13 protein-coding genes and 1 other annotated feature are annotated in these 12760 nt (G+C 36.7%); of the genes, 3 read left to right on the top strand and 10 right to left on the bottom strand.

All coding sequences use genetic code 11. From position 1 onward, the window contains the following. Positions 1 to 9: 9 nt before the first annotated feature. The 3 genes from opp3C to JFU54_RS22105 all read right to left on the bottom strand — a co-directional run bounded on the left by opp3C (position 10) and on the right by JFU54_RS22105 (position 3734). Complete coding sequence (gene opp3C, locus JFU54_RS22115) at positions 10 to 1026, bottom strand: oligopeptide ABC transporter permease (protein WP_012260546.1); 1017 nt, start codon at positions 1024 to 1026, stop codon at positions 10 to 12. Continuing rightward, positions 1023 to 1952 (bottom strand): oligopeptide ABC transporter permease, encoded by a 930-nt coding sequence (gene opp3b, locus JFU54_RS22110; protein ID WP_000534165.1) that lies wholly within the window; start codon positions 1950 to 1952, stop codon positions 1023 to 1025. Before opp3b ends, opp3C begins: the two co-directional genes overlap by 4 nt. Positions 1953 to 2078: 126 nt before the next feature. Next, positions 2079 to 3734, bottom strand: a complete 1656-nt coding sequence (locus JFU54_RS22105; RefSeq protein ID WP_002125925.1) for a peptide ABC transporter substrate-binding protein — start codon at positions 3732 to 3734, stop codon at positions 2079 to 2081. A gap of 319 nt (positions 3735 to 4053) precedes the next feature. Here JFU54_RS22105 and JFU54_RS22100 point away from each other — a divergent pair, with 319 nt between their 5' ends. Further along, positions 4054 to 4434, top strand: a complete 381-nt coding sequence (locus tag JFU54_RS22100) for a DUF3899 domain-containing protein (protein WP_002125921.1) — start codon at positions 4054 to 4056, stop codon at positions 4432 to 4434. Between the two features lie 105 nt (positions 4435 to 4539). Continuing rightward, positions 4540 to 4757 (top strand) — a binding site (T-box leader). Between the two features lie 74 nt (positions 4758 to 4831). Continuing rightward, positions 4832 to 5821 (top strand): tryptophan--tRNA ligase, encoded by a 990-nt coding sequence (trpS, locus tag JFU54_RS22095; RefSeq protein WP_000110999.1) that lies wholly within the window; start codon positions 4832 to 4834, stop codon positions 5819 to 5821. 268 nt (positions 5822 to 6089) lie between these two features. Here trpS and JFU54_RS22090 read toward each other — a convergent pair whose 3' ends face one another. The 7 genes from JFU54_RS22090 to JFU54_RS22060 all read right to left on the bottom strand — a co-directional run bounded on the left by JFU54_RS22090 (position 6090) and on the right by JFU54_RS22060 (position 12392). Next, complete coding sequence (locus tag JFU54_RS22090; protein ID WP_002030367.1) at positions 6090 to 6836, bottom strand: YjbA family protein; 747 nt, start codon at positions 6834 to 6836, stop codon at positions 6090 to 6092. Positions 6837 to 6977: 141 nt separating this feature from the next. Next, positions 6978 to 7769 (bottom strand): DUF2268 domain-containing putative Zn-dependent protease, encoded by a 792-nt coding sequence (locus JFU54_RS22085; RefSeq protein ID WP_002030365.1) that lies wholly within the window; start codon positions 7767 to 7769, stop codon positions 6978 to 6980. A 115-nt stretch (positions 7770 to 7884) separates the two neighbouring features. Beyond that, on the bottom strand, positions 7885 to 9123 hold the full coding sequence (fabF, locus tag JFU54_RS22080) for a beta-ketoacyl-ACP synthase II (protein ID WP_002030364.1): 1239 nt from the start codon (positions 9121 to 9123) through the stop codon (positions 7885 to 7887). A gap of 31 nt (positions 9124 to 9154) precedes the next feature. Continuing rightward, positions 9155 to 10087: a beta-ketoacyl-ACP synthase III gene (gene fabH, locus JFU54_RS22075; RefSeq protein ID WP_001100550.1), complete on the bottom strand. Its 933-nt coding sequence runs from the start codon at positions 10085 to 10087 to the stop codon at positions 9155 to 9157. 427 nt (positions 10088 to 10514) lie between these two features. Continuing rightward, positions 10515 to 10691, bottom strand: a complete 177-nt coding sequence (locus JFU54_RS22070) for a ComZ family protein (RefSeq protein ID WP_002011319.1) — start codon at positions 10689 to 10691, stop codon at positions 10515 to 10517. A 64-nt stretch (positions 10692 to 10755) separates the two neighbouring features. Beyond that, positions 10756 to 11628: an NAD-dependent epimerase/dehydratase family protein gene (locus JFU54_RS22065; RefSeq protein WP_201066408.1), complete on the bottom strand. Its 873-nt coding sequence runs from the start codon at positions 11626 to 11628 to the stop codon at positions 10756 to 10758. A 29-nt stretch (positions 11629 to 11657) separates the two neighbouring features. Then, the gene (locus tag JFU54_RS22060; protein WP_002030268.1) at positions 11658 to 12392 is read right to left on the bottom strand and encodes a lipase family protein; all 735 of its coding nucleotides are present in this window, start codon (positions 12390 to 12392) and stop codon (positions 11658 to 11660) included. Between the two features lie 156 nt (positions 12393 to 12548). Here JFU54_RS22060 and JFU54_RS22055 point away from each other — a divergent pair, with 156 nt between their 5' ends. Continuing rightward, positions 12549 to 12731 (top strand): YjzD family protein, encoded by a 183-nt coding sequence (locus JFU54_RS22055; RefSeq protein WP_001211111.1) that lies wholly within the window; start codon positions 12549 to 12551, stop codon positions 12729 to 12731. Positions 12732 to 12760: the final 29 nt, after the last annotated feature.

Here is a 12760-nt window from a genome sequence, read left to right as displayed (position 1 = left end):
TCCCCTCTTTTACTTACGCATTTTTGGATCTAACGCGTCGCGTAATCCGTCTGCAATTAAGTTGAATGCTAAGATTAACATACTGATGACAACCGCTGGGATGAACATCATATGTGGATACGTTTGAATTGATTTATAACCATCATTTACAAGAGAACCAAGTGATGCGAATGGTGGCTGAATACCTAGTCCGATGAAGCTTAAGAATGCTTCACCAAATACCGCTGTTGGAATTGTAAACATTGTCATTACGATAATTGGTCCCATTACGTTCGGAATTAAGTGCTTCACAATTAACTGTGTATTCGTTGCCCCTAATGTACGAGATGCTAATACATATTCTTGGTTTTTTAATTTTAGGATCTGTCCACGAACGATACGCGACATCCCTATCCAACCTGTAATTGCCATCGCAAGTGTAATTGACCAAATACCTGATCCCATAATGATTACCATTAAAATAACGATGATTAAGTATGGAATACCGTTAATGATCTCCATAATACGTTGCATAATATTATCTACTCTGCCGCCATAGAAGGCTGAAATACCTCCATATGCAACCCCAATTACTAAGTCAATCGCTGCTGCTAAAAGAGCGATATATAATGATACTCGTGTACCTTCCCATGTTCTTGTCCATAAATCACGGCCAAGATCATCTGTACCAAACCAGAAGTACTCTTTAATATCACGTTTTTCATATTGGTCAACACCATATTGATCTGTACCGTCAAATGGTAGCCAATGAACATTTTCAATCACTGGAATTTTCGGTGGCATTTTCGCACGACCTAAATCCTGCTCTTTATAAGAATGCTTACTTACCATCGGTCCTAAAATTGCTAGTAGTACAATAAGCATTAATAATATGAAACCAAACATTGCACCTTTATGTTGGAACAAACGTCTTCTTACATCTTGCCAAAACGTTAAGCTTGGACGGGCAATGACTTCATTATCAACATTACTCTGATTGGCTGGTTGAAATAAATCTGGAGATAATTTTTGTACATCTTTCATCATTTTTTCCCTCCCGCTAAACGAATACGAGGATCAATAATTCCGTATAAAATATCGACAATGAAAATAACTAAGATGAAGATCGCACTATAGAAAATTGTAGTTCCCATAATAACTGTATAGTCATTCACTGTAATCGATTTAACGAATTGTTCCCCAAGTCCAGGTACAGCGTAAATTTGCTCAATAACTAGTGTCCCTGTAATTAATCCTGCAACCATTGGTCCTAAAATTGTTACAACTGGAATTAATGCGTTACGCAGTGCGTGCTTGATAATGATAACGCCTTGGCTAATTCCTTTCGCTTTCGCTGTTAAAATGTAGTCTGCTTGCATAACCTCAATTAACTCTGCACGAGCGAAACGTGCGATTGTTGCGATAACTGCCATCGATAAGGCAATTGTAGGCATTACTGTAAACTCCGGTCCTTTCCAGAATGCTACTGGGAACCAACCAAGTTTTACCCCTACGAAATATTGTAGTAATGCGGCGAATACGAATGAGGGTACCGACATCCCGAGTACGGAAATAATTGTCGCCCCATAATCGACCCACGTATTGTTACGAAGCGCCGCAACGATTCCTAAAATTAAACCGATAAATGTTCCTAATATAATCGCTTGTAAACCAAGTTGTGCTGATGGTCCAATACGATCCACAATCATATCTGTTACTGGGCGGTTATCATATTGGAATGATACCCCTAAATCACCTTTTGCTAAGTTACCTAAGTAACGTGCATATTGAACTGGTACCGGATCATTTAAACCATATTTTTCAAGAATGATTTCTTTTTGTGCCGGTGATAGCTTCTCCTGGTTTTTAAGCGGAGAACCCGGTAGTAATTTCATCAAAAAGAAAGTCAGTGTAGTAATTAAAAATAATGTCAAAGCCATGTACACGAAACGTTTTAATACATAACGTCCCATAGTCAAGCACCTCCCCGTTTTTCTCAAAAGCAATAAGATAGTTTAAAATATTCTTACTTTTATTTTTTTAAAATAAGAGCATATGCCCATCATAGGCATATACCCTTGTAAACGATGGAAAAAAGATTATTTTTGTTCAACAGATGCCCATTTGTAAGTTAATCTACCACCATAGTTAATTGGGATAATATCTTTTACGGCACCTTTTACCACATATGCTGAACCTTTTTGGAAGATCGGAGTAATAACTGCATCCTCTTTAATTAATATTTTCTCTACTTCTAAAAGGTTGTTCCAGCGAGCTTGTAAATCTTTTGTATCTGTTTTTGCTTTTAGAATTAGCTCATCATATTTCGGATTAGAATATCCTGTTTTATTTTGCGAACCATTCGTAACAAACATATCTAAATATGAGACTGGATCTGGGAAGTCTGGACCCCAAATACCAAACGCCATATCATATTCTTGAGAGTCTTCTAACTTATTTTTTTGTGCGAATGGCTGCTGTTTAATTTTGATCGTTAAACCAGGTAAGTTCTTTTCCATCTCACCTTTTAAGAATTCGCCAATTTTTTTCGCATCTTCATTATCGAAGCTTAAGAATTCTAGTTCAATTTTATCAGTGCCAAGCTCTTTCTTTGCTGTTTCCCAAAGTTTTTTCGCTTCTTTTGAATCCGTTTCAACTAGATTTCCATTTTCAGCACGGAAGTCTTTTTTATTCGGACCTTCAGCGAAATCTTTTCCAACAAATCCGTAAGCACCGATTGCGCCGTTGTTTAAAATAACTTTTGCAATGTTATCACGGTCAAAGGACATTGAAATTGCTTTTCTTAAGTTTTTATTACTCAAATACTTATTATTTTGATTAAATCTTAAGTAGGCAACTCCAGCTTCTTTTCGTGTTTGGAACTCTGGAGTTTGTCTAAATTTATCAACAAATTCCGATGTTAGAGCCGCACGATCAATCGAATTTGTCTCATATAAATTTACATCAGTCGATGTATTTTTCACAATATTGAAATTTATTTCTTCGATTTTAACCGTCTTGTTATCCCAATATGATGGGTTCTTCTTAAATTGGAAGCTTTGTTCATGTTTCCAATCACTCATAACGAATGGCCCGTTATATAATGTTGTATTTGCCTCTAAACCAAACTTATCACCTTGTGATTTCACAAAGTTCTCATTTAGTGGGTAGAACACCGGATAAACCGTTAAATCAATAAAGTAAGGAACGGGATTGTCTAATTCCACTTCTAATGTATAATCATCAATCGCCTTTACACCTAATTGGTCAGCAGGTAATTCTTTTTTATGAATTTTTTCTGCATTTTTAATATCGAACATAATGTATGAATACGTCGCTTTTGTATCTGGATTTACTGCTCTTTTCCATGAATACACAAAGTCTTTCGCTGTTACAGGTTCCCCATTCGACCATTTCGCATCTTTTCTTAACTTAAATATGTATTTCTTCCCATCATCTAGCTTTTGGACATCTTCAGCAATCCCAGGCATTCTCTTTTGATCTTTGCCAGTACGATATAAACCTTCCATCGTATTATTTAATGCTGTTGAAGATGCAGAATCTGATGCTAACGATGCATCCATTGATGGAATTTCAGATAACTCTGTTAAATTAAGAATCTGTTTTCCGTTACTACTACTAGTAGTGTTTTCTTTTCCTTTTGCTTTAGCGTCCTCTTTCTGGTAGCTACACGCGCCAAGCAACATACTTGCCGTTAAAGTTGATGCAAGTAATAACGGTATCTTTTTCTTCATGTTGTGTTGCCTCCCCTAATTGCACTTACTGTACCCTCACTTGTAGAAAAGTAGAATTGAAAGAATAATCTCCAAGTTTCTACAATTTTCATTATACATATAATATGACGATTGTGAATATAGTTTTTTGTTTTTTTGTTAAAATTTTTAATAAAATGTTTATATTTTAAATTTTTTGTAAAGGGATACGGTAACATTGCTACCATCATCTTGAAATTAGAACCTCAATTGCGTATAATTTTCAAAAAATTATTTATATTACTTATTATAACTTTTATAGTATAATAATTCTAGTAATATTTTGACGGAGGGGAATATTTTGAATAAAGTTTTTTTTCATACTTGTATACTATTTTTGGTTGCGATAATCGCTTCTAGTGTGGGCGCATTCCTCGTTTCATCTCATTTTTTGTTGAATTTTGTCAACATCTCATTCTATATTGCATTGTTTTTTATTCTTATAGGTGGTTTTTTATTCATATTTCAAAACGGATTTTTTAACGTAACAATTTACGCATTCCAAAGAGTATTTGGTACGAATAAAAAAATTGACTCTTTAATTGAAGAAGCAGAGGAACCTATCGATAAGAAAGAACGTATTTATAAAACATATTCATTCAAATGGACGTATCCGATTTGTATTACCGGTATCGTACTTGGGTTGTTCTCGATCCTCATTAGCTTTACTATTTTGATGTAGTTTGCAAACACTATCCCATATGATATAATAATCAGCAAAACATTTTGTTATAAAACTTTAGTTCTTTCATATTAAAAGAGCTTAGGTAACAATAAATAAATTTATATGTATGCGATGATAAAGAAGAGTACATATTGAGGCAATTTCAGAGAGCTTGTGGCTGGTGTGAACAAGTAATTGCGCAGTATGGAATGGGCTTTTGAGCACCAAACCGAACCGAAAGTAGTAGGCTTTGGCGTTATATCCAGACGTTATTATGGATCTTGAGAGATTTCACATCTGTGAAATAATTAGGGTGGTACCGCGGTCCATTCGTCCCTATGTAATTTGGGATGAATGGGCTTTTTTGTATGCCTTCTCTTCCCCATCGCACATTCAATTTTAGGAGGAATTACTTATGTCAGTTATCTTTTCTGGTATTCAGCCAAGCGGAACAATTACACTTGGAAACTATTTAGGAGCTATGAAGCAATTTACAGAGCTTCAAAATGAACACGACTGTTATTTCTGTATTGTAAACCAACATGCGATTACAGTACCTCAAGATCCCGTACAACTTCGTAAAAACATTCGCAGTCTTGCTGCACTTTATGTAGCATGTGGCATCGATCCTGAAAAAGCTACTTTATTTGTACAATCAGAAGTACCAGCACACGCTCAACTAGGATGGATTATGCAATCAGTTGCTTACGTTGGAGAATTAGAGCGTATGACGCAATATAAAGATAAATCTTCTGGTAGAGATTCAGTTCCAGCTGGATTACTAACGTATCCACCATTAATGGCTGCTGATATTTTACTTTACAACACTGAAATCGTACCTGTTGGTGATGATCAAAAACAACATATGGAATTAACACGCGACCTAGCAGAGCGTTTCAACAAACGCTTCCGTGAAGTGTTCACTGTTCCTGAAATTCGTATTCCAAAAGTAGGAGCTCGCGTTATGTCATTAACAGAACCTACGAAAAAAATGAGTAAATCTGATCCGAATCCAAAAGCAATGATCAGTATGCTTGATGAACCAAAAACAATTGAAAAGAAAATTAAAAGTGCTGTAACTGATTCTGAAGGTATCGTGAAATTTGATAAAGAAAACAAACCTGGAATCTCTAACTTATTAACAATCTACTCTTCATTCTCTGGAAAAACAGTTGAAGAAATAGAAGCAATGTACGAAGGAAAAGGATACGGGGACTTCAAAGGCGACCTAGCACAAGTAGTCGTAGAAGCAATTCGTCCAATCCAAGACAAATATAACGAACTAATCAACTCCCCAGAACTAGACGAAATTCTAGACAAAGGTGCAGAAAAAGCAAACCGCGTTGCATTCAAACAACTACGCAAAGTAGAAAACGCAATGGGATTAAGTAGAAAACGTAGGTAACTTATAAAGCGGAGGCAGCTCGTTCAGCTCTGACTGGCTAAGGTTCTTTCGCATAGAAGACGCTTTTTGTCTTCTTATGCGGAAGGTTCTTAGACGCAAAGGGCTAGGAGCCGGAGCTGGATTTCATAAAAAGCGGAAGCGGCTCGCTCAGAATGTGAGGGGGATGGAGCTCCTGACGTAGAGGCGCTTTTTGCCTCGCAGGAAGGCGCGAAGCCACCGAACATTCTTGCCAACTCCATTAAAAAAAACCGCCAATCGGCGGTTTTTTTTAATTTACCTTCTGCTCATTTTCCATTTCCCATAACTTTTCAAAAAACGGCTGTCCTTTTACAAGGCGCTCACATAATTGCTCGTGCTTCTCAGACCATCCAGTTTTCGCTTCATCATAAAGTTTAGCCCAAACATCTTCAAACTCCATATGTTGGACCATTCCGTACGCTGATGGATCCCACTCTGTGAACCAATAGCGAATTTCAGCTGGATTTTTCGTTGTATGTAATTGATCTAATGCCATAAATAATAATTGTTTTAACTGTCTTTCTTTACGAGTTAGGCCGTTCATAATGAAAGGCGACGGCGATAAAATATGATGTTCTTTTTCAATCTCTTCCACTTGGAACTCATACTTTTCTGCTTGCACATTCTCTACCATCTCATATACCATCTGTTCTTGACGCGGTATAAGCCTACTTTTTCTAATTGGCACATTATAGCCGATTGAATCAATCGCAATAATTCCTTTTCCATCTGTAACTACAAAACAATATTCTTGTTGCAAACGTTCGTGATTTTTACGAATATAAGCCTTATGATATACGTCTTCCAATAATTTTTGCGGAAGCTCTAATAATTCGTTCTCGATGTAATGATATAATGTGGCATCTACTTTTAATAATGGCACTTGATCTAATAGCTCAATCGTATCATCTTTCCGCCATTCGTAAAAATGACAAACGTTATACCCATTCTCTTCACCTTCAAACCAATTTACCCATACATCATGTAGATATAACATTCACTACCCCTCACTTCACTACTGTTTGTACCAATCATTATGTTCAGTTTCGCTTAACTTTATTCCACTTGAGGAAATATATTCTAATTATTATTTTTTCTTCTATAATATAAAAAAAACAGGAGATAGCTCCCCTGTTTTTCATGAAACATGAAATGTATTTGCTTTATTCAATATTTCTTTCGCATCTATAGATAATAAAGAAAGTGTATTTTCTCCTTCAAATGCTACACAATCTTTCACAATATGAAATCCAAGTGCATAGCCAAGCATTTTCGGATACGAGTGCAGTCCATTTAATAAAACATCATGCTCCCTCGTACCTCTCTTTACGCCTATTCGTTCTTGTATTGAATTCCTCCAATAATAAATAGCATCTTCTTTTGAAATGTAAGTAGTCCACGGTGCACATCTTTTTTCTGTATACCTTTCATACACAGCTTGCTCAGCTAACCCTTCCATAATCATCGTATCAAGTAATGTATACTCTGTTTCTTTCGTCTCAATTTGATGTAACCTACATATATGATGGTATTCATGCGTTAATAAAGCTTTTAGTTCCTCTACTGAATTACGTCCACATACGAATAAGAAAATAACGTGACGCATAGATAAGCCAGCCTTCCCGTTATATTCCTCTTGTACAGTTCGATTGTATGAATCTGATAATAAAATAAAGATAGGGACATCTGGACCTTTTAGCCAACCTTTCAATTTTTCATACTCCATGCTAAGTTCTTTCCAAATTTCTTTCTTCTCTAACTCTTTAATTTCCTGCTCCCCCCGCATTACTGGGCGATACATACCTTTAGAGATTAAAAAGCGATACAGTCTCTCTTTTGGCAATGGAATATACTTTGTAAATTTCTCACAAAGCTTCTCTGGACGTCCATAATACAGATGTAACCATTCTGCCGTTTCAACAACCCCCAACCTTCATCCCTCCTTTTCTTATGTATATGCAAAAAAGAAAGGAACGTAAAGGTGATAAAAAATAAATAAGGTGTCTTTTCGTAATACTTTACGAAAAGACACCTTATTGTACATATTATTTATATGCTTTAAATACTAATACTGCGTTATGACCACCGAATCCTAATGAATTACTTAATACAGCTCGCACTTCTTGATGCCTCGCTGTATTTGGTACGTAATCTAAATCACATTCTGGATCTGGTGTTTCATAGTTAATCGTCGGAGGAATTACTCCGTCTGTAATTGATTTAATAGAGAAGATTGCTTCAACAGCACCAGCTGCTCCTAATAAATGACCTGTCATTGATTTCGTTGAGCTAATCGCTACTTTATATGCATGCTCACCGAAAGTTTCTTTAATTGCCATCGTTTCATACTTTTCATTTGCATCTGTACTTGTACCATGTGCATTAATGTAATCAATATCTTTTGGCTCTAGACCTGCATCAGCTAAAGCTTGACGCATCGCACGAACTCCGCCTTCACCGCCAGGAGCAGGCATTGTAATATGGAACGCATCACCAGTTGCACCATAACCAGCAATTTCCGCATAAATGTGAGCACCACGTGCTAATGCGTGCTCTAATTCTTCAAGAATAAGAATTCCTGATCCTTCACCCATTACGAAACCGCTACGATTTTTATCGAATGGGCGGCAAGCCGTTGCTGGATCTTCATTGAATGTTAATGCTTTCGCTGAGCTAAACCCAGCGAATGCCATACTTGTTAATGGTGCTTCTGCTCCGCCTGTTATCATCGCATCAGCATCACCGCGCTGGATTACTTTAAACGCATCACCAATTGAGTTTGCTCCAGATGCACAAGCTGTTACAGAGCAAGTATTAATTCCTTTCGCTCCTGTAGCGATTGACACTTGACCTGCTGCCATATCTGGAATCATCATTGGTACGAAGAATGGGCTCACGCGGCGCGGACCTTTTTCAGTAAAAATCTTAAATTGTTCTTCGTATGTTTCCATACCACCAATACCAGAACCAACCCATACACCAATGCGTGGTGCATTTTCTTCTGTAATTTCAAGCTTCGCATCCGCAACTGCCATTTTCGCTGCTGCTACTGCATATTGCGTAAAGCGGTCCATACGGCGCGCTTCTTTTTTATCTATATATTTTTCGACTTCAAAGTCGTTAATTTCTGCTGCTACTTTTGCAGGAATTTGTTCTGAATCTATTCTTGTAAGTCGTCCGATTCCGGATACACCGTTTTTAATGTTTTCCCAAGCTGTTTCAACATCTGTTCCGATCGGTGTAACAGCTCCTAGCCCTGTAATTACGACCCTCTTTTTTTCCATACAAAATACACTCCTTTTTTTCTCTCAGTCCTTATTTACCCCAACGAAGAGCTACTGCTCCCCATGTTAACCCGCCGCCAAAACCGACTAGTATAATTAAATCACCATCTTGAATACGTCCATTTTGCAATTCCTCTACCATTGCAATTGGAATTGAAGAAGCCGATGTATTACCGAACTTTTCAATTGTCATACTCATTTTTTCTTTCGGTAAATTTAATCTTTCTCTTGCAGATTCCATAATACGAATATTCGCTTGATGTGGTACTAAGAAGTCCACATCCTCTTTCGTAAGTCCCGCTTTTTCTAACACGCGAAGACAGGAATCACCAAGTTGGCGAACAGCAAATTTAAAGACTTCTCTGCCGTTCATCATAACATACTCGTCTTGATAAAGATGCTTACCGCCACTTCCGTCCGCTCCTAATTCAAAAGAAAGTACACCTTTTCCTTCCGAAACAGCTCCCATTACGATAGCACCTGCTCCGTCCCCAAATAGTACCGCTGTATTTCGATCGTTCCAGTCTACAATTTTAGATAGTTTGTCACTACCAACTACTAATACATTTTTATAAGTTCCCGTTTGAATAAATTGCTGCGCTGTAATCATTCCGTACATAAAGCCAGCACACGCTGCACTTAAATCCATTGCGGCTGCGTGTTTTGCGCCAATTGCTTCTTGGATTACACAAGCTACTGCTGGGAATGCGCGATCTGGCGTTACTGTTGCCACTAAAATAAGATCGATATCCTCTCCGCTAATCCCGGCATCTTCAAGTGCTTTTTTAGAAGCCTCTACCGCCATATATGAAGTATCTATTGTATCATCGGCAATGCGTCTTTCTGCAATTCCCGTTCTCGTACGAATCCATTCATCAGATGTATCTACGATTTTCTCTAAATCGTGATTTGTGACTACTTTTTCTGGCACATATCTTCCGATCCCTAAAATGCCCACGTTCACATCGCAGCCCTCCGTTTTATATCAATTATTATGACTTGGTACTAATTTTAAAACATAAATGTACTTTTGTCTAGAATATATTTCAGCTAAAAAAATAAGACAGCGTATTACTAACTTTATTTTTCATTAAAAGAAACAGAAAAATCCCTATCCTTTCAAAAGATAAACTTCCCAATACTTTTGACCTTACTCCGCTCGAAACAAAAAAAGTCCTTTCCGCTTCTATCCACAGCTCGAGCCTCTCTCCCATCAAAAAAGAAGATTTTTATTCTTTATCTGCTTTCCCTTCAAAACTAAGACCTTCTCCTCATAACCTTCCACTTTAGCCTCATCATCCCTCTGGTCTTACCTCGCTCGAAATAAAAAAAGGCCCTTACCGCTTCTATCCACGGTTCGAGCCTCTCTTCCATCAAAAAAGAAGGGTTTTTTATTCTTTATCTGCTTTCCCAAGCTCATATGCTTCGCCCATTACTTTCATCAATAGCTCTAACACCGGCTGTGCTTTCTCCATATCAAGTGCAATTCCATTAGAATCTAAAATTGCCTTTGCTTCTGGTAAATGCTTCATTGCGATTTGTAAAAATTGCATACTTTTTTCGTTCATGTAATCTCTTCCTCTCCATTAAAGCTTTTCAATCAATTATCCATACAATAGTGTAACACGCATGCTACCCTTCGTATAACTCTTTATATTTTTTCATATGTGCCAATTGTTTATTTAAACCGAATTCTACTGGTGTATTTTTTTGAATAGAAATAACCTCTACAGCTTCATCTCTTACTTCCACATTTTTGTTATTTACTTTATCATCTGCATGTAAAAGACTCATACCCTTTTCCCATAACTCTTCTTTTCCACTAAGTAAAATATATATACCGAGGTGTTTTACATTCATTCCATTTTCCCATAAATATTCACATAGATCTTCAACGTAAAGTAAATCACTTCCTTTTTCTCCATTTATACAACGGCACTCTTTTTCATCAAGTTCTGATAAAATAAGCTGATGATACATCATAAACGACGGTTGCCACGGCCCATATAATGTAGGAACTCGATATGCACTATATTGTAATTCGCCTTTTTTCAACCCTTCTTCCACTTTCGAAAATAGATGTTTGTTTTCGGATTCTTCAGTGCTTCCTATTTCAATAGAAGAAATTAGATTTAACTTCACTTTATTTTTTTCACACATCCTTACGATTCGTTTTAAATATTGTAATATGACCCTTTCATTCCGAAATCCACTTTGCTGATTCGGCTCATACAAGCAAAAATAAACTGTATCGAAACTCTCTTCCTCTACCGATCGCCATCCGTTTTCATCCCTTATAGAATAGTACGTAAATAACGCATTCCGCCCAATCAACAATAATTTCTCTTCATTAATTTTTGTCATACTATCAAATTCATCAAAATCAAGACCATATACTTCTACTTCTTCTGCAATCATTTTATTCACAAGGTGATAACCTACAAACGTAAGTGCACCTATAATCAGCACGCGTTTCATACCACCAACCCTTTCCCCTTGAAACAAATAGCTCCTCATTTATGTATATGGGAGCTTCACAATTCTTCTTCATATTTTTTAAAGAAATCAGTCGTTTGTCTAACCATTTTATATTTCACATCTTGCAGATGGAATAAAACAGAAGTATCGCATTGATTGAATTGCCTCATTTTCTCGTATTTACGTAACAATTGTTTTCTTCCTCTTTTTTCCTGTGTTGAAACAAAAACTTTAACAGGTACACAAGACGGCAGAAGCGCAAATGATTTCTTATTTATTTTTGATTCTAATTCTTCTTCTTTGGAATCATACGCCAAACTTAATTCCTTCACTAATCTTTTGTAAAAAAACTTATGCTCTTTCTCAAAATCCACATATTCTGGTAAATCTAAACACGGATTTAACATAACGACAGAACGTATACATTCAGGGTATTTGTTCATCATCTCCAGTGCTACAAGCGCTCCCATACCATCTGCCATAATGTGCATTTTCGCATTCAATGTCTCTTTTCTTAGAACGACATCATACAAACGTTTTGCAAGACGAACAGCTCGATCGTTCCCCCAATGCCTTCCGTATAAGTTAGATGAAAAGACCGTATAGCCTTTTTCAATAAGGCCCTGTAAAAAATAAGCTCTCCCTGCATGCTGTGTCCATAAACTTGTACCATTCTCAATAAAATAGTTATAATCTCCTAGGAGCATAACAGAAAATCCATTTGGCTTTTCCGGTAAATAAATTACACATGGTTCTTTTTCTAAGTAAAAAAAACGTTCCGTAATACTCATTTTTCCCCCGCCTTATTTTCTAAACGTATAAAAGTACTCTTTTATAATGTATGAACAGAATGCAAATTTGCGTTGAAAAATCTACAAATATTTTTCTATATTCTTTTTTCAATTGTGTTACAATAAGGACAGATTGAACGAATAGAGGTGTAAAATATGCGTTTCATTTGGGCATTAATTTGGTCGTTCGCACTTGTACATATGATGAGCTATGTAATCGGCTCTATGACTGGCGGTACATACGATTTTAACCAAGCGTCTATTTTCTCAGTTGTTCTTGCGGTATTAGTATTAGCGATTGCAGCTGCGATTCCAAACGAGCCAGTAGAACAACACTAAAAAAAGAGTCCGGATTTTATCCGAACTCT

Origin of the sequence: Bacillus sp. TH19, assembly GCF_016651075.1 — a bacterium.
Classification (GTDB): domain Bacteria; phylum Bacillota; class Bacilli; order Bacillales; family Bacillaceae_G; genus Bacillus_A; species Bacillus_A mycoides.
This window is presented reverse-complemented; position numbering and strand designations above follow the sequence as displayed.